This is a genomic window from Yoonia sp. R2-816, assembly GCF_046762905.1.
Lineage (GTDB): Bacteria > Pseudomonadota > Alphaproteobacteria > Rhodobacterales > Rhodobacteraceae > Yoonia.
On sequence record NZ_JBKQXN010000138.1, the window covers coordinates 14,767 to 35,037 of the forward strand.

Below are 20,271 nucleotides of genomic sequence, written 5' to 3' on the forward strand. Positions count from 1 at the left end.
CTTTATGCATTTATGGCGGCGACTGCGGCGACAACATCTTCCGGCGTGCCAACCGCGCTTACCGTGACGGCGCGATCAATCCGCTTTACCATCCCGGAAAGCGCCTTGCCTGCTCCAATCTCGTAAATCTCAGTCACACCTTTCGCAGCCATGTAGGCCACACTCTCACGCCAGCGCACCGAACCCGTGACCTGTTTGATCAGCAGCGTCCGGATTTCTGCCGGATCGGTCACCGCTTCAGCGGATACATTGGCCACCAGCGGCACCTGCGGGGCGACGATCTGCACGTCTTCCAATGCTTGCGACATCACGTCAGCAGCCGGGGCCATCAGGCTACAATGGAAAGGTGCGCTGACCGGCAGCAGAACCGCGCGCCTGGCCCCCTTCTCCTTGGCAATCTCAACGGCACGTTCCACCGCCGCCTTGTGACCGGATACAACCACCTGCGCGGGATCATTGTCGTTGGCCGCCTCACACACCTCACCCTGTCCAGCCTCTTCGGCCACGGCGCGGGCTGTCTCAAAATCCAGGCCCAGCAGAGCAGCCATAGCCCCAACACCCACCGGAACAGCCTCTTGCATGGCTGTTCCGCGGGTCCGCAACAGTTTGGCGGTGTCCGCCACACTCAACGCGCCGGCAGCGGCAAGGGCGGAATACTCACCCAGCGAATGACCGGCCACAAAGGATGCTGCTGTATTCGAAACGCCCTCAGAATCTAGCGCGCGCATCGCCGCCAATGAGGTCGCCATCAACGCGGGCTGGGCATTGCGTGTCAGGGTCAGGTCGGCAATATCGCCTTCCCAGATCATGCCGGACAAATCTTCGCCCAGCGCGTCATCAACTTCATCAAACACGGCCCTGGCCGCAGGATAGGCATCAGCCAACGCCTTGCCCATGCCAATCGCCTGCGCTCCCTGGCCCGGAAATACAAATGCCCGCATGGGCCCCCCTCCTGTCATTCTTGTTTCTTGTCCTTGGCTTACCCTGCTCGCGACCGCCGCACAAGCGAACTGCAAACTGATCAGCGGCGCACAGGCCATGCGCAAAACAGGGTACTAGGCCCGCCACAACGACAGTGTTAGCGTCCGGTCAACCAGTACGGGAGAAAACGATGCCAGCGACAAACAGCCAAACGACCTATGGAACCGTGACCAAGATATTCCATTGGCTGACGGCCTTGCTGATTCTGACGGTGATCCCGCTTGGTGCGATTGCCAACCGGCTGCCTTATGAAACAAACGAACAACTCGCGCTGAAGGCGCAGCTCTTTTCCTTTCACAAAACGCTTGGGGTGATCATCTTCGTTGTGGCGCTTGGCCGGATCCTTTGGGCGCTGACCCAAACCAAACCCGGCGGGCTGCATCCGGATCGCAAAGGCGAAACAATGCTGGCCGAACTGGTCCACTGGCTGCTTTACCTCTCACTCGTGGCCGTTCCGCTGACCGGCTGGATACACCACGCCGCGACCAGCGGATTCGCCCCGATCCTGCTGCCCATCGGTCAGGATTTACCGCTGGTCCCGAAAAGCGAAGGCGTGTCGGAACTCTTTGCATCACTGCACTGGATCTGGAGCAAGATCATGGTCGCCGCGGTCCTGCTGCATATAGCGGGCGCCCTCAAACACCAGATCGTTGATAAGGACGCCACGCTGCGCCGCATGTGGTTCGGGCAAAGGGAAACACCAGCCGTACAGGCGCATGCGGGCAGCCTGTTTGCGCCCATCACCGCCATCGTCATTTTCGGCCTCGCAACAGGCGCAGGGGCCGCCGCCGGCCTATTCACTCATGAGGAAGGCAGCACCGGCCCCGAGCTGGCAGAGGTTACCTCTGAATGGACCGTGACAGACGGCACCCTGGCAATCACCGTAACGCAACTGGGAAGCGCGGTTCAGGGCAGTTTCGGCGACTGGACCGCAGCGATCAGCTTTGATCCGGATGGCACCGGCGTTCTGGGCGATGTGACCACAACCGTCGCAATTACGTCCCTGACCCTCGGCTCGGTCACCAATCAGGCGATGGGCGCTGACTTCTTCAACGCGGAAAGCTTTCCGACTGCAACGTTTCAGGCCGATATCACAGCGGCCGAAACGGACTATGTGGCCGATGGGACGCTGACGATCAAAGACAACACTGTACCCGTCACCCTGCCCTTCACGCTGGATATCGCTGACGATACCGCCACGATGACAGGCCAACTCGCCCTCGACCGAAGTGACTTCGGCATCGGGCAAAGCATGAACGATGAAACCAATCTGGGCTTCCCGGTAATGGTCGATATCAACCTGACGGCCACCCGGGGTGCCGAATAAAGAAAGGCCGCGCAGTATAACCTGCGCGGCCTCTGGTGTTCTATTCGTGAGGGGTTATTCGGCTTTCATCGCCTCAACCGAAATCATCACCTCGACCTCGTCGCTGACGAAGGGGGCGAAACTTCCCACCTCGAAATCGGACCGGACCAGCGTAGTGGTTGCATCAAAACCGGCCCATTCTTTTTCCGCCATCGGGTGCATGCCGGTCTGGTTTAACTTGGCATCCAGAACGACTGATTTGGTGATCCCGTTCAGCGTCAGATCACCTGTGATCATGGCAGTGTCATCGCCGGTCACTTCGATATTGGTGGATGTGAATGTGACCATCTCGTCTTCACCGGCGCCAAAGAAATCCTCGCCCATGAAATGGTCAAACCGTGCTTCCCAGCCGGTGAACATGCTGCGCACGGGGAACGATACGCTGACAGAAGAAGCGCTAGGGTCTTCCTGATCGAACGAAATGGTACCCTCAAACCCCGAGAACATGCCCCAGGTCGTTGAATAGCCAAGGTGATCATAGCTGAACAGGATCTGGCTGTGGCTGGCATCCAGCACATAATCCTCAGCAGAGGCAAAAGCCGGGGCGGCAAAGCTGGTTGCAAAAAGTGTCGCGGCAGTGAGCATCGTTTTCATCGCATATCTCCAAAGGTGAGCGTTATGACCCTTAGAGATAGCGTTGCCTGCGACAAGGCAATCCTGCAATTTCGAACAAATTGTGTTCGGCAGACCGTATCAGGCTGCCATTTCGCGCAGTGTCTGCGGAACGACCATCAGATCATGCCCCAAACGGTCGCGCAGGCCGATCAGTTGCGCCTCGCTTCCTTCGGCCACGGGGACAGTCTGGGTGGTGTTACGATAGCGCAGCACCAGATTGCTCATGCCTGTATCTTCGTTGTAGTCCAGAAACACGCCGCCGATGCTGTCAAAACCATAGCATCCAACGGTCGTCGGGTTGCCTGCCCGGTTGCAGATCACCTCGCGGATTTCACCAACGCTATTGTCGACATGCAGTTCCGTCCGGGTGCCACGGCTGGCAAACCACAAAAGATAGGCGGCAACAGCACCAAACAAGGTCGCCGTGCCAACGCGAAACACGCCGAGGTCGCCGTCAAACATCATTGTTGGCATGATCAGAATACCGAAACCGGCCGTCAGAAAACAGGCGCCGAAAAAGAATGACAGGACTTGCGACAGCATCACGCCCAAGGACGGACCACGACCGGATCGCACGATATATCCCCAATAGGTGTCTTCGACTTCGAAGGTCGACGGCCGTGCCAGCCGCTGGTGTTTTTTCTGTACTGAGACGTTCGTATTGCTCATCTCGGCGCTCCTTGCCCGCTTCCAGACTATTTGATGGTCGGCAATCACGGCCATAAATGGGCAAGGTCAAGGCATCGTTAAGAAATCTGCGATTGTTACCGCAACGCCACGAATACAAGGGTTGCATGGCCGAAAATGGGCTGTATAAGGCCGCATCCTTCTGCGAACGTTATGAACTGCGCAGTCTCTCGTGGGTGGGGTGCAGAAGGTTTCACTGCCCCTCTCTTTGAAATGCGCCGATATATGAACTGGAGTAAGCATGCCGCTATACGAGCATGTCATGATTGCGCGTCAGGATCTTTCCAACACGCAAGCTGAAAGCCTCATCGAACATTTCGGAACCGTTCTTGCCGACAACGGCGGCAAGTTGCTGGAGAACGAATATTGGGGCGTCAAGACGATGGCCTACAAGATCAACAAGAACCGCAAGGGGCATTATGCCTTTCTGCGCACCGATGCACCTGCCCCTGCCGTGCAGGAAATGGAACGCCTGATGCGCCTGCATGAAGACGTCATGCGCGTCCTGACCATCAAGGTCGACGCCCACGAAGAAGGCCCCTCGGTACAGATGCAAAAGCGCGAAGAACGTGGCGACCGCCGCGAACGCCGCTGATCAGGAAAGGACCATAAATCATGGCAACAAAACCATTTTTCCGCCGTCGCAAGTCTGATCCGTTCGAGGGTGATAACGCCCCCAAGATCGACTACAAGGACACACGCCTGCTGCAGCGCTACATCTCCGAGCGCGGCAAGATCGTGCCCGCCCGTATCACCGCTGTCGGTGCCAAGAACCAGCGTCGTTTGGCCCAGGCCATCAAGCGTGCGCGTTTCCTGGCCCTGCTGCCCTACGCCGTAAAGTAAGGAACGCATCATGGAAATCATTCTACTTGAGCGCGTCGCCAAGCTTGGCCAGATGGGCGAAGTTGTGTCCGTCAAGGAAGGCTATGCGCGCAACTACCTTCTGCCGCAGGGCAAGGCGCTGCGCGTGAATGCCGCCAACATGGCCCGGTTCGAGGCTGAAAAGGCCCAGATGGAAGCCCGCAACCTCGAAACCAAGAAAGAGGCCGATGCGTTGGCCGCAAAGCTGGACGGACAGAAGTTCATCGTCATCCGCTCTGCATCCGACGCTGGTTCGCTTTATGGCTCTGTCACCACCCGTGACGCCGCCGAAGCCGCGACCGAGGCTGGTTTCAGCATCGACAAGAAACAGGTCGTGCTGTCCGGTGCGATCAAGGAACTGGGCCTGCATGACGTGGTCGTCCACCTGCACCCGGAAGTCGAGGCGACAATCACTCTGAACGTGGCCCGGTCTCCGGAAGAGGCTGAACTGCAGGAAGCCGGCAAATCTATCGCGGAACTCGCTGCCGAAGAAGAAGCCGCTGCCGAGTTCGAAATTCAGGAACTGTTCGACGATATCGGTGCCGCAGCATCTGACGACGAAGAACTGGCTGAAACTGCCGGCGTCGAGACTGAGGCACCGGCTGAAGAGACAGACGAAGACTAGACAATCGTCACGGATTAAAGAGAAAGGCCGCTTGGTAAGAGGCGGCCTTTTTTGCATCCGTCGTCTGGATTTTCCGATCATAATCCCTCATTTTTTGCACGAAAGCTCAGTTCCCTTCAGAGCTTCAAGTCCGCTGTGTTCTAAGTGACACCTGTCGGCACAAAACCGCAAACCCTGTATTCACGCATTTTTTATCGTACACACGGACTGTATACGTCGGTGCACTAAAACATTGAAAACTGCGGACGAAATATTGGCCAGTGCAGCCTGTAATTAGGGTGCTTAACGAACGAAGAACCGCTCAGCACTAAGGAACTATAATGAAGAATATCGCTAAATACGCTGGCCTAGTTAGCATAAGCGCACTGACAGCCTGTGGATCATCGGGATCGGGTACTGACACCACCGTCCCTGTTGCTCAGGCATCGACCGGTTTTGCGATGGCCGGTCAAACGGAAAGGGGCGGAGTAACATTCACAAAAAGAGGTATGGCTTCGTATTTCGAGACAGGGGATTTTTCCGGTTTGGTTGCCGCTGGGCCATTCAGCGAAGAGGAAATAGACTATACAGTCGATAGTTTTGCACTCGCATCACATGACATTACCGTCGCTATCAGTGACGATGAAGAAGAAGTCATTTTCACAATTGACGGCACAACTTACACGCTGGCGCGCTATATTGACCCGGAAGAGCCCGATGAAATCCTCTATCTCTTTACCGATGACAACGGCTATGCTGGAATTCAATTCATAGCCATCAGTGATTTTGTAGATATCTTCGTCGCCGACGTGACGCTGACTGATGAAACAACCTTCATCCTTGATGTCATGGGCTTTGATACCGATCCTTCAATTATCGCGGCAGAAAGCGGCACCGCAACGTATCTCGGAGAGGTCAGCATCATTGGCGAGCGCCTTAGCACGGTAGACCCCAACAGCCCAGATGAAGGCGGATTTGACGAGATTTCCGGTGAACTGACACTGACCGCCGATTTTGGAGCCAGCAATATCTCAGGCAGCGCAATCTTGGAAAATGGTGCCGACGACATGCCACTGGTCGAGACGGTTACCTTTGAAAACGCGGCCATCGATGGCAATGGCTTCTCTGGCAGCGTAACGTCCGATGATGAATTCTTCATGCCAGGGCAAAGCCTTGGAGACGTAACATATAGTGGCAATTTCTATGGTCCAAATGGTGAAACCGTCGCCGGTTCGATTACCGGTGAAATGCTGATCGATGGCGAAGATCCCCTGCTCTTGCTTGGCTATTTTGGCGCAGACGAACAGCCAGCTAGTCCCTGATACCGCAGGGACGGATACTGAAAATGTATTGCGCATCAATATCATCGAAGCAGTAACGTTTGTACGAAGAAGGCCGCTCTCGAAGGGAGCGGCCTTTATCTTGAGTGTATTTGTTTGATGGAATTCGCTCACAAGGCCAGCGATCTCAACGCCAGCAACGACGAGCAGTCGTATGAGCAAAAGATTGCAACATGCCCTTGTGACACGGCGCTCCCAGATGTCTACTGACAACAATCAAAGCAACTGGGGGTTATCATGTCACTACGTCTAAACCGTCGTCATTTCATCGCCGGATCGGCAGGTCTGATCGCGATGCATCCGTTTTCCGTCAATGCCGCCACAGGTCAGGCGCATCTACGCCTGATGGAAACGACTGACCTGCATGTCCATGTTTTTCCTTACGATTATTACGCCGACCGGCAGGTCGATACTGTCGGGCTGAGCCGCACGGCGAGCATCATTGAAGGGGTGCGCGCGGAGTCGACCAACTCCATGCTGCTCGACAACGGCGACTTTCTGCAGGGCAACCCGATGGGCGATTACATCGCCTATGAAAGGGGCATGAAGGAAGGCGACATGCACCCTGTCATCACCGCGATGAACACGTTGGGGTTCGATGTCTCGACCCTTGGCAACCATGAGTTTAACTATGGCATCTCGTTCCTGATGAAATCGGTATCTGGCGCCGCCTTCCCCATCATTTCTGCCAATGTTATCAAGGAGATGGGGGCGTCACCCACCGCAGACACGACGCTGGTCCCGCCCTACGTGATCCTTGACCGTGAAATTACGGATGGCGACGGCAACACCCACCCGATCAAAATCGGCCTGATCGGGTTCGTCCCACCGCAGATCATGAACTGGGATCGCAAGCATCTGGAAGGCAATGTGCAGGCCCGCGATATCATCGACAGCGCGCGTGCCTATGTGCCACAGATGAAGGAGCAAGGTGCTGATATCATTGTCGCTTTGGCCCATTCGGGGATTGGTGCTGCCGATCACGAGGACGGGATGGAAAACGCCGCGATCCCGCTCGCTGCAGTGGACGGGATCGATGCGATCATGACCGGGCACAGCCATCTGGTGTTCCCGTCCTCCAACTATGACGACTGGGCTGGCGTTGATGTCGGCGCAGGGACCATCGGCGGCAAACCCGGTGTCATGGGCGGGTTCTGGGGCAGCCATATGGGGCTGGTCGACCTGCTGCTGGAACGCGACGGCGACAGCTGGCGCATCCTGTCCCACACGTCAGAGGCTCGCCCCATTTCCCGCCGCGAAGAGGATCGCAGCATCACAGCGCTGGTCGATGATTATCAGCCGGTTCTGGACTCGATCCGGGATATCCATGAAGAAACATTGACTTACGTGCGCACTGCGGTGGGTAAAACCGCGGCCCCTCTGCACTCCTATTTCGCGTTGGTGGCGGATGACCCATCGGTTCAGATCGTGTCCAACGCCCAACGCTGGTATATCAAAGAACAGATGGTCGGCACCGCATATGAGGGTCTGCCGATCCTGTCCGCCGCCGCCCCGTTCAAGGCCGGTGGTCGCGGCGGGCCGGAATATTTCACCGATGTTCCCGTCGGCGATGTGGCGATCAAGAATGTCGCGGATCTGTATCTATATCCCAATACTGTACGGGCGGTTAAGGTCACGGGCGCGCAGGTCAAGGATTGGCTGGAACGCAGCGCGGGCATGTTCAATCAGGTGGATGCGGGCGCGCAGGATGCCGTCCTGCTGAACCCGGATTTCCCCAGCTACAATTTCGATGTGATGGACGGGGTGACCTATCAGATCGACCTGACCCAGCCATCGAAATTCGACCGCGAGGGGGCGGTGATCAACCCTGATGCCAACCGGATCGTGAACCTGCAGTTCAATGGCGAACCCATTGATCCCGATCAGGAATTCATCATTGCCACCAACAATTACCGCGCTTCTGGCGGCGGCAGTTTCCCCGGCACAGGCGACACGATCATCTTTGAAGGGCCCGACACGAACCGCGATGTGATCGTGCGCTACATCGTCGATCAGGGCACGATCGATCCCAAGGCCGATGCCAACTGGTCGTTCAAACCGATGCCGGGCACCACGCTGATGTTCGAAACCGGCCCGGCAGGGGCGGCCTATGCCGATGATGTGGCGGGCATGAAAATCGCGCCCGCTGGCACGTCTGACACCGGCTTTGCCCTGTTCCGGATCGAGATGTGACGCAACGCGCGGTGGGTGCTGCGCGTGGACGCAACACCCACCGCACCCCATTCTTGCGAATCACCCGTTAACACAGGGGTTTTTGCCGAAATGGCCGGTCGGCATCGCGTCGGCAAAACGTCGGATTTGCGTCGGACCCTAATCACCGAAACCCCCGAATTAACGCAGCGCCCGGTCGAATTCTGAACCGCCCGTTAAGGTTTCGCCACAACCCGCCCCGATCAAATGACTTGCCAAGTCACCCCTGCCCCGGACAGTATCCGGGGATTATCAGGCCGCCGGTCCGTGGTACATTTTGATGCGCCCAACTGTTTTTGATGTTGCCGTTGTTGATTGTTTCACACATTGCGCGCCTGTTTTTCCGCTCGTCACGGGCGGCACTTACGCGAGGGGGGAAATCGCATGAATTTGAGACCTGATCCAACATTCCATCCAACGGCCCGCATGGCCATGGAGGCCCCGGTTGAAACACTGGCCTTCACCCTGATGCTCAGCCCCGATGGTAGTCAGCCTGACGGCCTGGCCGTGGTGGATGTTGATCCAAGCTCCAAAACATATGGCCAGATCGTGCACAGCCTGTTCATGCCCAACAAGGGCGATGAATTTCACCATTTTGGCTGGAACGCCTGTTCATCGGCCCTGTCACCGCTGACCGGCCACGCCTTTCTGGAACGCCGCTATCTGATCATTCCCGGCATCCGGTCCAGCCGCATTTATGTGATTGATGTTAAAGAGCCGCTAAAGGCGAAGATTCATAAGATCATCGAACCGGAAGAGCTGTTCGCCAAAACCGGTTATTCCCGCCCCCACACGATCCATTGCGGACCGGAAGGCATCTATGTCTCCACCCTTGGTGGCGGCGGCAAGGATGGCACTGACGGACCGCCCGGCATCTTCATCATGGATTGCGAAACCTTCGAGATTCTGGGCCGGTACGAGATGGACCGGGGCATTCAGGACAAGCATTACGATTTCTGGTGGAACCTGCCCCGCGACTACATGGTCAGTTCCGAATGGGGCCTGCCGCCGCAATTCGAAAACGGGATCGTAGCAGAGGATCTGCTGTCGAACAAATACGGTCATACGATCCATTTCTGGGACCTGCGCGCCCGAAAATGCGTGCAAAGCATCGATTTGGGTGAAAACCATCAGATGGCGCTGGAGATCCGACCCGCCCACGACCCGGCCAAACAATACGGGTTCTGTGGGGTCGTTGTGGATACAACCAATCTGCAAGGCGCGATCTTTACCTGGTGGCGCAAAGATGACGGCACGTTCGAGGCCAAGAAGACCATCACGATTGATCCCGTTCCCGCCGATGCGGACGACCTGCCCGATCTGCTGAAAGGCTTTGGCGCCTGCCCGCCGCTGGTCACCGATATCGACCTGAGCCTTGACGACAAATACCTCTATGTCGCCTGCTGGGGCTTGGGTGAAATGCATCAGTACGATGTGTCCGACCCGATGAATCCGACGCTCGCGGGCAAGGTGGAAATCGGCGGGATCGTCAAGAAAACCAAGCACCCCAATGGCAAGGAGTTCGGCTATGGCCCGCAAATGGTCGAGATCAGCCGCGATGGCAAACGGGTCTACTGGACCAATTCGCTTTATTCCACCTGGGATGATCAGTTCTATCCGGGTGATCGCGGGGCCGCCATGGTCATGGCCGATGTGGGCGAAAACGGGGGGCTGACGCTCAACAGCGATTTCTGGGTCGATTTCCCGGACGGGTATCGCAGCCACCAGATCAGGCTGGAAGGGGGCGACTGTTCCACCGACAGTTTCTGCTATCCCAACGTCTAGACCTTGGAAGAGGCGCTATCGGTAACGGCCCTGTGGTGGGCTGTTATCGTTTCAGGCATTTATCACGGGGTAAATCCCGGCATGGGCTGGCCGCTGGCGGTCTCGGCGGCGCTGTTTGCACAGAAACGCGCAGCGCTTTGGCCCGCGCTTGGCGCACTGGCGCTGGGGCATTTTCTGGCCATGACCGCGATCCTGTTGCCGTTTTCGATGATGATCACACTTGTGGCATGGGAACGCGAAATCCGGATCGGTGCGGGCCTGCTCGTGATCGCGCTGGGGCTTTATCTGCTGATCACCCGCCGCCATCCGCGGTTTCTGGCGCGGGTCAAGCCCACGCAACTGGTCCTGTGGTCGTTTCTGGCGGCGATTGCCCATGGGGCCGGGCTGATGCTGGTCCCGATCTATCTGGGGCTGTGCGCCCCGTCGGACCTTGATGCTGGCCATCAGGCGGCAGGTGCGCTGATGGCCAGCAATATCGGCACCGCCTTTGCCGTGGCCACCGCCCATACCGCCGCAATGACGCTGGCGGGCGGCGCGCTGGCGGTGGGCATGTATCTGTGGCTGGGTCTGAATTTCCTGCGGAAATCCTGGTTCAACCTCAATGTGGTCTGGGCGCTCAGCCTGATCCTTGTCGGCGGGATCGGGGTGTGGTTAGCGCTTTAGCGGTCAAAGGTTTCCATCTGCAACGTAGCATCACAATATTCGCCATCATAGGTGCCGACCCAGATGTCGATGCGCCCGTCGATCGGCCGGGTCAGAACGATCCGCGGGTCCAGATTGCCGTTGTCGTCATCATCATAATACCAGTTGGTAGAGGCCGTGTTGATCAGCAGCGCGGCATCACATTCGCTGTCGAGACTGATGACCAGCTGATAGGGGCTCATCTTGGTCAGCTGAAATGAAAAGTCAGGCGCGGATGGAAAATACCCCGCACCGGTATCGGTCCCCGGACGGACATTCCGGCAATTCCAGATGTAATTGTCACCCCCGGCGATCACATCGAAACTGGCCGCAGCGTAAAGCTGCGGACCGGTCGCGCGATACGCCTCAGCCGGGGACAGATCGTAATCCGGGCAGGCGAATGCCCCGGTGGACAGCCCAAACAACGCCAAGGCGGCAAGACAGGGGGTTTTCATGACAAATCCTTTCACACACACACACAACAACCCCGACCCGCCTGCCCAGCCTGCCCGCAAAGAATGAAGATTTTGTGGCGCTGTTCAGGCGCTATTGCGCGCTGCGCCCATCAAAGATCACGGTGCAGGCCGCCTCGTCCCGGCGCAGCATGGTATCTTCGGCCCATGGATGCTGTCCGGCGGTATAGTTGCGCGCCATCCGGTCCAGATAGGCGGATGAGATATCTTTCATGGCCGCAAACGTGTCGTCCAGTGCTGCATCCATGGTGATACCCTGCGCGGCCGCATTGATGACAGCGTCACCATGAATGAAATAGCGCACCTTGCTGTCGATGATGGCAAAATCTTCCTCGCTGAACCCGTCAGGCCCGTAGAACTCGATTTGACTGCGGAAATATGCGGCACACCGGCGCAAGAGATAGCTTTGATCCATACCGTCATTCATCATCATCTGGGTCAGATCGGTCAGGGTCTCTGTCGCCTCGGCCGCGACGATGGCCACATCCAGCTTGACCTCAAGCGCGACCCGCTTTTCAGCCGGGCGGGTCCTGTCCAGAAAAACAAAGCCGACGTCATACTCCCCCACATCCGACACACGCGCACTGACAGTGAAGCGGTCGCTGAAGTAGTCATCCTGCAGCGGATCATCCAGCCGCCTGACACCGCGGAATGTGTGAGCAAGCGGGGCCTGATAGACGATATTGCCCGCCTTGTCGCGGATGTTGATGGAAAGCTCCATCTCTTGCGGGTTGTCGGGCTGGCCCGGATTGTGCTTGCCCACATTCGCCAGATAGATCACCGCGTCGATCTGTTCGCCGACCCGGTAGGTATTGCTGTCGCGGGTGCCCCAGCCGCCGCGTGCGTTGCGGGGACCTTCCTTGTCGACCAGATAAGCCTCAATCAGGCGGATCGGGTCCATGGCATCCTGTGCTTCCTGCAGGGTCATACCGCTCTCCTCAACACTAGTGGTCTGATCGCCAATCTCAATCGTCTGGGCGTTGTTCTGACTGGCGAGGGTCAGGGCTAGGATCGTCACCGCTTTCAGGGTGATGGACCGTTTGCTGAACATGGGATTAGCTCCTTTGTTGTGCGGTGTATCTATTCTGATAGTCTTGAACGATGTTCAAATATTGCATAAAGCCGCCCAGCGGTCAACAAAAATGAACGTCGTTCAATTATGTACAGCAAGCACAAAAAAGGGGCACCCCACCGGGCGCCCCTTATCGCTACTCTGATCAGAGCTGCGTTTATTCTTCTTCCAGCTTTTCAACGGCCTTTTGCAGGTCGTCCTTGCTGACTTCTTTGTCCTTCACGGCGGCCTGTTCAAAGATGTGGTCAACGACCTTGTCCTCGAACAATGGTGCCTGCAATTGCTGGCGGAACTGGGCGTTCTGCTGCACGAATTCAAAGAACTGGCGTTCCTGACCGGGATATTGACGCGCCTGGTTCATGATCGCCTGGGTCATTTCCTGATCGGTGACCTTGACCTCGGCCTTTTGACCGATATCGGCGAGCAACAGCCCCAGTTTCACCCGGCGCTCGGCCAGTTTGACATGCTCCTTGGTTGGCTCGATTTCGGGGTGATCATGGCCCTCAACGTCAGGATTTTCCTCATGCCACAGCTGGTGGGCGATCTGGCCTGCCTCGGCTTCGACCAGTGATGCGGGCAGGTCGAACTTGACCTTCTTATCCAGCGCATCCAGCAGGGCACGCTTGGCCACAGCACGGGAGGCACCGGTATATTCAGCCTCTAGCCGCTCGGTGATCTGCGCTTTCAGTGCGTCGAGATCTTCGGCCTGGAACTTCTTGGCCAGTTCGTCATCGATCTTGGGCTTCTTGGGACCGCGCACCTCTTTGATTGTGCAGGTGAAAACCGCCTTCTTGCCGGCAAGGTTTTCGGCCTGATAATCCTCAGGGAAGGTCACCTCGACATCTTTTTCGTCGCCAGCCTTGACCTTCAGCAACCCGTCTTCAAAGCCGGGGATGAAGGAGTTGGAGCCGAGAACCAGCGGATAATCCTCTGCCGCGCCGCCTTCGAATGGTTCGCCATCGACCTTGCCCACGAAATCCAGCACGACCTGATCGTCTTTCTTGGCCTGGGTTTTCTTGGCCTCATAGGTCACGGCCTGCGGGCTTTCGGCGAGGTTGTCGAGCGCCTCTTTCACCGAATCCTTGTCGGCCTTGACCACCAGACGTTCCAGCTTGATCTTGGAAAAATCGACCTCTTCAATCTCGGGCAGCTTTTCATAAGAGACCTCGACATTGACGTCGTCGCCTTCTTTCCAGTCCTCGTTGGTCATCTTCATTTCGGGCTGGGCGGCGGGACGGTCACCAGTTTCTTCCAGATGCTTGGTCAGGGCACCATCAATGCTTTCCTGCATCGATTCGCCCATCAGGCGCTGGCCAAATTGCTTGCGCAGCAGCGCCATTGGCACCTTGCCCTTGCGAAACCCCTTCATTTCCACAGAGGGCTGTGCCTCTTTCAGCTTTTCCTCGACTTTGGCGTCAAGTTCAGCTGCGGTGACCGTGATCGCGTAACCGCGCTTGAGGCCTTCGTTCAGGGTCTCGGTGACCTGCATCATATATCCTTCTTCATTCAACTATGGTGCGGGTGGAGGGACTTGAACCCCCACGCCTTGCGGCGCCAGAACCTAAATCTGGTGCGTCTACCAATTTCGCCACACCCGCATGATCTAAAAGGGGCAAGCCTGCGCCTGCCCCATGTTTGCGCGCTGTCTAGCAAAGGTCCGCGACGGATGCGAGAGGAAAAATCACCATGAAAAAAGCAGTTCCTTAACGTTTTCTCGCCATGTTTGGGGGCGCATATGGCGGCACGACCACTGCCCAGGATATCACGATGCGTTCGACGCCCCAAAATCACAGCGATCCGTTTCAGCCCGTTCTATCATCCGACATCGGGATCTGTGCCGGTACGTTGATCATGACGCTGGATGGCGAGTTGCCGGTGGAACATCTGGTTCCCGGCGACCGGGTGGTCACCCGTGACGGCGGCGTTTGTGTGCTGAAGAATGTCACCGCCCGCCGCGCCAAGGTGCGTCCGTTGGTGATCAAGGGCGGTTCGCTGGGCCATACCCGCCCCGGTCTTGATATGGTCGTGACACCGGCCACCCGCATTCATATCCGCGACTGGCGCGCGCCGGTTCTGTTCGGTGCCGAAAGCGCCGATGTCGAAGCAAGCCGCCTTGCCGATGGTGAATTCGTCGCCCAGCAGAAATGGCAGGTCATGCAGGTCTTTGATCTGGAATTTGCCAGTGATCACATCATCTATGCCAACGGGGTCGAGATTGTGGTGCAGGCGGCCTGACGGCAGAGGCCCCGGATCAGGTCCGGGGCGGTTATATTGCAAGCAACCACCTATAATCCGAGGGCGCGAAAGACCTTTGGCAACTCCTCTGGCAGATCCTCGGCAATCAATCCCGGCCCGAAGCTGAGCGCGCATTCGGTATGCAGCCACGCCCCGGTTTCGGCGGCCTGCATCGGTTGAAACCCGCGCGCGAGCAGGCCGGTGATGAACCCCGCCAGCACGTCGCCGGAACCCGCTGTCGCAAGCCATGGGGCGGAGCGTTCGTAGACCGACGCATTGATGGAGCAGCGCCCTGACGGGTCGGCGATGACCGTATCGGGCCCCTTGAACAGCACGACGCAGCCCGCCCGCTTGGCCGCCTCGCGGGTGGCGTCGACTTTGGAATAGGCGGGACCTTTGGTGGCGGGGGCGTTCAATTTTTCGGCGATGTCAGGGAAGAGGCGGGCGAATTCGCCGGCATGCGGGGTGAGGATGCAGTTTTTGTGGAGTTTAGTGAAGAGGGTTTCGTCCTTTGCGATCAAGGTCAGCGCATCGGCATCCAACACAAGACGGCGCCCCGGGCCTGACCCGGGGCCTCGCGGCTTGGCCTCTGGTTGAGGTCCCGGGTCAAGCCCGGGACGGGTCTTCTCCAGTGCGGCGTCAAGCAGCTTGGCCTCCCGCGCGCCGGTCCCCAGTCCCGGCCCGAGGCAGAGCGCGTTCATACGGGTGTCCTGCAGGATATCGGCCAAAGCGTTCTCATCTTTGACACCCGTCAACATAATAGCATTCAACTGCACCGCATTCTCAATCAGCGCGGATGGTGGTGCGCCCACCGTTACGGCCCCTGCCCCAATGCGGATGGCACCGCGGGCCGCAAGGCGGGCGGCACCGCCTTTGCCAACACCGCCAGAGAGGATGAGGGCATGACCGTGGGAGTATTTGTGAAGCGACTTGGGATAAGGGTCACTACTGGTCTGATCTTTGCCAAGATAATTTCCCTGGGAATAGGCACTATTACTGTGACGTCTGGTCGGGGCTTCAGTGAGGTAACTATTAGAAGGAACTAGACTGCGAAGACCGATGTCGCAGACATGAATCTTGCTGCGCAATGCAGTTGCTTCATCAAGATAAAGGCCAATCTTCGCGAGATGAAAAGTGACAACCAGATGCGATGGCGCGACGGCGCCAAGTAACCTCCCGCTATCGGAACATATGCCGGTCGGTATATCGACAGATACGATCCGAGGGACGTCCGGTTGTTCTATGCATAGATCTCCATCGGCATGCATTCCAAACAGTGCTTCGGCCAATTCTCCGACAACCAATCGAGACAGGCCGGTCCCGAATATGGCATCGATAATGATGTCAGATTGCCAAAGCACCTGATTTAAGTTGAAGTCGTTCAATATCTGAACATGACCCAGCTCTGCCCACCGCTCATAATTCACCTTCGCATCCGGCGGCAGCTTTTCGGCATCCCCATACAGAAACACCTCAACGTCCCAACCGGCCTCTTTCAGCAACCGTGCCACCACAAACCCGTCGCCGCCATTGTTGCCGGGGCCGCACAACACGACGGCGCGGTGGCCTTGCTGATCATTTTGCGCCAAATGCTCCGGGGGTGAGCCGCGCAGCGGCGAGGGGGTCGAACCCCCTGCCCCGCCCGACGCCAGCGCGGACGGTTTTGGCGCAGCCAATTCCGGCCATTCGGCAAAAATCGCCTCCACCACTCCCCGGCCCGCCCTCTCCATCAGCTCCAGCCCGGTCACCTCTCCGCTGTCGATTGCGGCCTGCTCGATGGCGCGCATTTGGGCAGCGGTTAAGAGTTCGGTCATGGTTTCAGCACCTCAAGTTTTCAGAGCGCCCGATCAGTGGGCGAGTTGCACAAAAAACAGGCAAACGATATGCTTTCCCCTGACCAGCATGGGGTAAGGTTCGACCACGAATTGTCCCTTTGCAAGAGAAATGGTCTGACCACCACTGAAACACCAAACGGGAGTCGCGGGCCATGAAAAAGATCGAAGCGATCATCAAACCATTCAAGCTTGATGAGGTGAAAGAGGCGCTGCAAGAGGTTGGCGTGCAGGGTCTTTCGGTCGTTGAGGTCAAGGGCTTTGGACGCCAGAAAGGCCATACCGAACTCTATCGCGGCGCCGAATATGTGGTCGATTTCCTGCCCAAGGTGAAGATCGAGGTCGTCCTGGCCGACGATCAGGTCGATGGCGCCATCGAGGCGATCATCGGGGCCGCCAAGACCGACAAGATCGGCGACGGCAAGATCTTTGTGTCGTCCATTGAACAGGCCATTCGCATTCGTACCGGTGAAACCGGCGACGACGCGCTTTAATCCGTAATTCTACTACAAAAAGGGACATCATAGATGGACAACAAAGCTGTTCTGAAACTGATCAAGGACGAGGATGTCGATTATGTCGATATCCGCTTCACCGATCCGCGCGGCAAGCTGCAACACGTAACCGTGGTGGCCGATCTGGTGGATGAGGATTTCCTCGAAGAGGGCTTCATGTTTGACGGCTCTTCCATTGCTGGCTGGAAATCCATTGATCAGTCCGACATGAAACTGATGCCGCAGGCCGAAAGTGCCTATCTGGATCCGTTTTACGCGGAAAAGACGCTCTGCATTCACTGCAACATCGTCGAGCCCGACACGGGCGAAGCATACTCCCGCGACCCGCGCGGCACCGCCGTCAAGGCAGAGGCCTATCTGAAAGCATCCGGCATTGGTGACACCGCCTATTTCGGCCCCGAGGCTGAATTCTTTGTCTTTGACGATGTGCGTTTCAGCGTATCGATGAACAAGGTGTCCTATCAGGTTGATGCCATCGACGGCGCCTGGAACACCGACACCGAATACGAAATGGGCAATACTGGCCATCGCCCTGGCATCAAGGGTGGCTATTTCCCTGTGAACCCGATTGATGACGCGCAGGAAATGCGCTCTGAAATGCTGTCCACGATGAAGCGGATGGGCATGAAGGTCGACAAGCATCACCACGAGGTTGCATCCTGCCAGCACGAGCTGGGGTTGATCTTTGGCACGCTGACCTCTCAGGCAGACGATCTGCAGAAGTATAAGTATGTGATCCACAACGTGGCACAGGCCTACGGGAAATCCGCCACCTTTATGCCAAAGCCGATTGCGGGCGATAACGGCACCGGCATGCATGTGAATATGTCGATCTGGAAAGACGGCAAGCCGCTCTTTGCAGGTGACAAATACGCAGACCTGTCACAGGAAGCGCTTTACTTCATTGGCGGTATCCTCAAGCACGCCAAGACGCTGAACGCCTTCACCAACCCATCAACCAACAGCTACAAGCGCCTGATCCCCGGCTTTGAGGCCCCCGTGCTGCGTGCCTATTCCGCCCGTAACCGGTCGGGCTGCGTGCGTATCCCATGGGCCGAAAGCCCCAAGGCCAAGCGTGTCGAGGCCCGTTTCCCCGATCCGGCGGCGAACCCTTACCTGTGCTTCTCGGCCTTGCTGATGGCCGGCCTTGACGGGATCAAGAACAAGATCGATCCGGGTCCGTCCTCTGACAAAGACCTCTACGATCTGCCGCCCGAAGAACTGGCCGAAATCCCGACCGTTTGCGCATCCTTGCGTGAAGCGCTGGAGTCGCTGGAAGCAGATCATGACTTCCTGTTGGCCGGTGACGTGTTCACCAAGGACCAGTTGGAAGGCTACATGGAGCTGAAATGGGAAGAAGTGTACGCCTATGAGCACACACCACACCCCGTGGAATACAAGCTTTACTACAGCTGCTGAGGTCGGGCGGGTCCGGCCCGCCACCTGATGAAATTCATGGGCGCCCTGTCGGGGCGCCCATTTGCGTTTTGACACCCTCTCACTTCTTCACCCTATTGCAAGGAAATCCGCCTAGACTTTTGTTCAGGGTCGAAATCGTTGAAAGCGCCCCCTTACTCATCTACAACCGGCCAAAGTGGTATCAGGTTTGAAATGGAAGAGGCTGTCGATGAACAGGTTTTTGAAATGCACGGGTTTGATTGCGGCGGTCGCTGGGCTGGCAGCCTGCGAGGGTCGGACTGGCGACAGCAATCAGATTCTGGATGGCGGGCTGGATGGCGGCGCGCTGGCTGACGGGCTGGCCAATATCTGGGTCTCTCCGGATGGCTGCCAATACTGGTATATTGACGATGGCCTGGAAGGGTATATGGCCGCCCGCCTGAACCGCGATGGGACGCCGGTCTGCACAACGCCGGAAAACACAAGAACGTCGATGCTGACCAAGGATGGGTCCAGCATCGCGATGGAGCCTGAACCACAGCGCTGATCAGACCGGGCCATCACGGCCCGGCCGCACCTTTTCCAGCGGTTTCAGACCCCTAAGCGCCGTCCATCGCCGCCTTGAGGCTGATCGTGTCGTCGATCAGCTTGACCAGCGCCAGCGTCAGGTTGATCAACGAGGCGACAAGTGCCGCGCCGGCGGTTCCGATGGCCAGCAAGATGGTCGCGGTCAGGGATGCAACTGCCGTCACGATCGCCTTAATCGATGACAGCAGCGCTTTGACGATCCGCTTGATATCGCCCCACATGTCGTTCCACATCTGCTTCATCGCGTGTGCCACAGCCTGGGCGATGTCATTTATCACGTCACGCACCACGGTTTTCTTGGGCTTGTCCTTGTCACGGAACTTGCGCATCGCCCCAGCGAGCCGTTTCAGTAGTTCCTTGGCCAGTTTCTTCATTGGATTGATGCTTTTCTTGGCTGCTTTCCCCATGGCCTCATCAGCCTTGCGGGTCCGCGCGGCCTTGACCGAAGACAAGGCCAGAATCACAAAAATCAGGTCTATGACGACGACAACTGTTGCAGCGGCGACTTTGACATTCTTGTCTTTAGCGCCGCCAAGCCGACCGATCCGCAGCACCTCCTGATTATCAACGATCAGCGTGCTGCCTGTATCAGTGTCGATAAACTGGGCAAATTTCACGCCTTCCTCGGCAAAATGGATCGCTTCGGCGGGCAGTTCACCGCCTTCAAGCACGGGTTTGAGTTGGGCATCCATGTCGGCCAGAACGTCGTCGATATCGATTGGTTCGCCGTCCTGCTGCGCTTCTGCCAGCATATCGGCCAGAAAGCCGTCGGTTTCCATCATCCGTTTCACCTGTTCGCGGGCCTCATCGTAGGTGTCCACCATGGGCAAACCAAAGGTGTCTGTTGCTTCCTCCTGATCCGCCCCCAACGTGTCCGGGGTGAAACTGGTGCGTAATTCCGCGATATCGTCGGCGCTGATGAAGGCCGGATCAAACTGAATATCGGTGTCTTTGAATGTAACAAGGGCCATGCCATACCTTTCATTTACCTTGCGTCAATTTAGTGAAGCCGCGGCAGCTGGCAGTG

General features: G+C 57.4%; 20 protein-coding genes and 1 tRNA gene. 12 read left to right on the forward strand and 9 right to left on the reverse strand.

Annotated elements, in window-relative coordinates:
* Window positions 1–2: 2 nt before the first annotated feature.
* The gene (fabD, locus tag ACFWW2_RS03800) at window positions 3–941 is read right to left on the reverse strand and encodes an ACP S-malonyltransferase (protein ID WP_393926328.1); all 939 of its coding nucleotides are present in this window, start codon (window positions 939–941) and stop codon (window positions 3–5) included.
* Between the two features lie 170 nt (window positions 942–1,111).
* Between fabD and ACFWW2_RS03805 the strand changes: the two genes are divergently transcribed.
* A complete protein-coding gene (locus ACFWW2_RS03805) occupies window positions 1,112–2,308 on the forward strand; it encodes a cytochrome b/b6 domain-containing protein (protein WP_393926329.1) in 1,197 nt (398 codons plus the stop codon).
* Between the two features lie 54 nt (window positions 2,309–2,362).
* Here ACFWW2_RS03805 and ACFWW2_RS03810 read toward each other — a convergent pair whose 3' ends face one another.
* Together ACFWW2_RS03810 and ACFWW2_RS03815 are read right to left on the reverse strand one after the other, a co-directional pair.
* Window positions 2,363–2,941: a YceI family protein gene (locus tag ACFWW2_RS03810; protein WP_393926330.1), complete on the reverse strand. Its 579-nt coding sequence runs from the start codon at window positions 2,939–2,941 to the stop codon at window positions 2,363–2,365.
* A 99-nt stretch (window positions 2,942–3,040) separates the two neighbouring features.
* The gene (locus ACFWW2_RS03815) at window positions 3,041–3,631 is read right to left on the reverse strand and encodes a hypothetical protein (RefSeq protein ID WP_393926332.1); all 591 of its coding nucleotides are present in this window, start codon (window positions 3,629–3,631) and stop codon (window positions 3,041–3,043) included.
* A 259-nt stretch (window positions 3,632–3,890) separates the two neighbouring features.
* Here ACFWW2_RS03815 and rpsF point away from each other — a divergent pair, with 259 nt between their 5' ends.
* The 7 genes from rpsF to ACFWW2_RS03850 all read left to right on the forward strand — a co-directional run bounded on the left by rpsF (window position 3,891) and on the right by ACFWW2_RS03850 (window position 11,113).
* On the forward strand, window positions 3,891–4,244 hold the full coding sequence (gene rpsF, locus ACFWW2_RS03820; protein WP_108387027.1) for a 30S ribosomal protein S6: 354 nt from the start codon (window positions 3,891–3,893) through the stop codon (window positions 4,242–4,244).
* A gap of 20 nt (window positions 4,245–4,264) precedes the next feature.
* Window positions 4,265–4,492: a 30S ribosomal protein S18 gene (rpsR, locus tag ACFWW2_RS03825; protein ID WP_393926335.1), complete on the forward strand. Its 228-nt coding sequence runs from the start codon at window positions 4,265–4,267 to the stop codon at window positions 4,490–4,492.
* Window positions 4,493–4,502: 10 nt separating this feature from the next.
* On the forward strand, window positions 4,503–5,135 hold the full coding sequence (gene rplI, locus ACFWW2_RS03830) for a 50S ribosomal protein L9 (RefSeq protein WP_393926337.1): 633 nt from the start codon (window positions 4,503–4,505) through the stop codon (window positions 5,133–5,135).
* 320 nt (window positions 5,136–5,455) lie between these two features.
* Window positions 5,456–6,436, forward strand: coding sequence for a transferrin-binding protein-like solute binding protein (locus tag ACFWW2_RS03835; protein WP_393926339.1), 981 nt, complete (start codon window positions 5,456–5,458; stop codon window positions 6,434–6,436).
* A 255-nt stretch (window positions 6,437–6,691) separates the two neighbouring features.
* Window positions 6,692–8,647 carry a bifunctional 2',3'-cyclic-nucleotide 2'-phosphodiesterase/3'-nucleotidase gene (locus ACFWW2_RS03840; RefSeq protein WP_393926341.1) on the forward strand — a complete coding sequence of 652 codons (1,956 nt, stop codon included), beginning with the start codon at window positions 6,692–6,694 and terminating at the stop codon, window positions 8,645–8,647.
* A 402-nt stretch (window positions 8,648–9,049) separates the two neighbouring features.
* A complete protein-coding gene (locus ACFWW2_RS03845; RefSeq protein ID WP_393926343.1) occupies window positions 9,050–10,450 on the forward strand; it encodes a selenium-binding protein SBP56-related protein in 1,401 nt (466 codons plus the stop codon).
* A gap of 3 nt (window positions 10,451–10,453) precedes the next feature.
* Entirely contained in the window at window positions 10,454–11,113 is a 660-nt protein-coding gene (locus tag ACFWW2_RS03850) for a hypothetical protein (RefSeq protein ID WP_393926345.1), read from the forward strand.
* On the opposite strand, the gene ACFWW2_RS03855 is transcribed toward ACFWW2_RS03850, so the two are convergent.
* From ACFWW2_RS03855 to ACFWW2_RS03870, 4 genes are all read right to left on the reverse strand, one after another.
* The gene (locus ACFWW2_RS03855; protein ID WP_393926347.1) at window positions 11,110–11,586 is read right to left on the reverse strand and encodes a hypothetical protein; all 477 of its coding nucleotides are present in this window, start codon (window positions 11,584–11,586) and stop codon (window positions 11,110–11,112) included. The two genes, ACFWW2_RS03850 and ACFWW2_RS03855, sit on opposite strands and share 4 nt — an antisense overlap.
* Before the next feature lie 91 nt (window positions 11,587–11,677).
* Complete coding sequence (locus ACFWW2_RS03860) at window positions 11,678–12,655, reverse strand: hypothetical protein (RefSeq protein ID WP_393926349.1); 978 nt, start codon at window positions 12,653–12,655, stop codon at window positions 11,678–11,680.
* A 178-nt stretch (window positions 12,656–12,833) separates the two neighbouring features.
* Window positions 12,834–14,165 (reverse strand): trigger factor, encoded by a 1,332-nt coding sequence (gene tig, locus ACFWW2_RS03865; RefSeq protein ID WP_393926351.1) that lies wholly within the window; start codon window positions 14,163–14,165, stop codon window positions 12,834–12,836.
* A 24-nt stretch (window positions 14,166–14,189) separates the two neighbouring features.
* Window positions 14,190–14,274 (reverse strand) — tRNA-Leu (locus ACFWW2_RS03870).
* 169 nt (window positions 14,275–14,443) lie between these two features.
* Here ACFWW2_RS03870 and ACFWW2_RS03875 point away from each other — a divergent pair.
* The gene (locus tag ACFWW2_RS03875; protein ID WP_393926353.1) at window positions 14,444–14,911 is read left to right on the forward strand and encodes a Hint domain-containing protein; all 468 of its coding nucleotides are present in this window, start codon (window positions 14,444–14,446) and stop codon (window positions 14,909–14,911) included.
* Window positions 14,912–14,961: 50 nt separating this feature from the next.
* Here the strand turns inward: ACFWW2_RS03875 and ACFWW2_RS03880 are convergent, their stop codons facing one another.
* Entirely contained in the window at window positions 14,962–16,725 is a 1,764-nt protein-coding gene (locus ACFWW2_RS03880; RefSeq protein WP_393926355.1) for an NAD(P)H-hydrate dehydratase, read from the reverse strand.
* 173 nt (window positions 16,726–16,898) lie between these two features.
* Between ACFWW2_RS03880 and ACFWW2_RS03885 the strand changes: the two genes are divergently transcribed.
* From ACFWW2_RS03885 to ACFWW2_RS03895, 3 genes are all read left to right on the forward strand, one after another.
* Window positions 16,899–17,237, forward strand: a complete 339-nt coding sequence (locus ACFWW2_RS03885; protein ID WP_393926357.1) for a P-II family nitrogen regulator — start codon at window positions 16,899–16,901, stop codon at window positions 17,235–17,237.
* Window positions 17,238–17,270: 33 nt separating this feature from the next.
* Window positions 17,271–18,677 carry a type I glutamate--ammonia ligase gene (gene glnA, locus ACFWW2_RS03890; RefSeq protein WP_393926359.1) on the forward strand — a complete coding sequence of 469 codons (1,407 nt, stop codon included), beginning with the start codon at window positions 17,271–17,273 and terminating at the stop codon, window positions 18,675–18,677.
* A gap of 208 nt (window positions 18,678–18,885) precedes the next feature.
* Window positions 18,886–19,203, forward strand: a complete 318-nt coding sequence (locus tag ACFWW2_RS03895; RefSeq protein WP_393926361.1) for a hypothetical protein — start codon at window positions 18,886–18,888, stop codon at window positions 19,201–19,203.
* A 52-nt stretch (window positions 19,204–19,255) separates the two neighbouring features.
* On the opposite strand, the gene ACFWW2_RS03900 is transcribed toward ACFWW2_RS03895, so the two are convergent.
* A complete protein-coding gene (locus ACFWW2_RS03900; protein ID WP_393926363.1) occupies window positions 19,256–20,215 on the reverse strand; it encodes a hypothetical protein in 960 nt (319 codons plus the stop codon).
* Window positions 20,216–20,271: the final 56 nt, after the last annotated feature.

Bases quoted from the DNA above. Each gene is read 5' to 3' on its own strand.
- rpsR (WP_393926335.1), top strand. From the start codon at position 4,265: ATGGCAACAAAACCATTTTTCCGCCGTCGCAAGTCTGATCCGTTCGAG.
- rpsF (WP_108387027.1), top strand. From the start codon at position 3,891: ATGCCGCTATACGAGCATGTCATGATTGCGCGTCAGGATCTTTCCAAC.
- ACFWW2_RS03860 (WP_393926349.1), bottom strand. From the start codon at position 12,655: ATGTTCAGCAAACGGTCCATCACCCTGAAAGCGGTGACGATCCTAGCC.
- rplI (WP_393926337.1), top strand. From the start codon at position 4,503: ATGGAAATCATTCTACTTGAGCGCGTCGCCAAGCTTGGCCAGATGGGC.
- ACFWW2_RS03810 (WP_393926330.1), bottom strand. From the start codon at position 2,941: ATGAAAACGATGCTCACTGCCGCGACACTTTTTGCAACCAGCTTTGCC.
- ACFWW2_RS03815 (WP_393926332.1), bottom strand. From the start codon at position 3,631: ATGAGCAATACGAACGTCTCAGTACAGAAAAAACACCAGCGGCTGGCA.
- ACFWW2_RS03895 (WP_393926361.1), top strand. From the start codon at position 18,886: ATGAACAGGTTTTTGAAATGCACGGGTTTGATTGCGGCGGTCGCTGGG.
- tig (WP_393926351.1), bottom strand. From the start codon at position 14,165: ATGCAGGTCACCGAGACCCTGAACGAAGGCCTCAAGCGCGGTTACGCG.
- ACFWW2_RS03840 (WP_393926341.1), top strand. From the start codon at position 6,692: ATGTCACTACGTCTAAACCGTCGTCATTTCATCGCCGGATCGGCAGGT.
- ACFWW2_RS03885 (WP_393926357.1), top strand. From the start codon at position 16,899: ATGAAAAAGATCGAAGCGATCATCAAACCATTCAAGCTTGATGAGGTG.
- ACFWW2_RS03875 (WP_393926353.1), top strand. From the start codon at position 14,444: ATGCGTTCGACGCCCCAAAATCACAGCGATCCGTTTCAGCCCGTTCTA.
- ACFWW2_RS03845 (WP_393926343.1), top strand. From the start codon at position 9,050: ATGAATTTGAGACCTGATCCAACATTCCATCCAACGGCCCGCATGGCC.
- glnA (WP_393926359.1), top strand. From the start codon at position 17,271: ATGGACAACAAAGCTGTTCTGAAACTGATCAAGGACGAGGATGTCGAT.
- ACFWW2_RS03855 (WP_393926347.1), bottom strand. From the start codon at position 11,586: ATGAAAACCCCCTGTCTTGCCGCCTTGGCGTTGTTTGGGCTGTCCACC.
- ACFWW2_RS03805 (WP_393926329.1), top strand. From the start codon at position 1,112: ATGCCAGCGACAAACAGCCAAACGACCTATGGAACCGTGACCAAGATA.
- ACFWW2_RS03900 (WP_393926363.1), bottom strand. From the start codon at position 20,215: ATGGCCCTTGTTACATTCAAAGACACCGATATTCAGTTTGATCCGGCC.
- ACFWW2_RS03880 (WP_393926355.1), bottom strand. From the start codon at position 16,725: ATGACCGAACTCTTAACCGCTGCCCAAATGCGCGCCATCGAGCAGGCC.
- fabD (WP_393926328.1), bottom strand. From the start codon at position 941: ATGCGGGCATTTGTATTTCCGGGCCAGGGAGCGCAGGCGATTGGCATG.
- ACFWW2_RS03835 (WP_393926339.1), top strand. From the start codon at position 5,456: ATGAAGAATATCGCTAAATACGCTGGCCTAGTTAGCATAAGCGCACTG.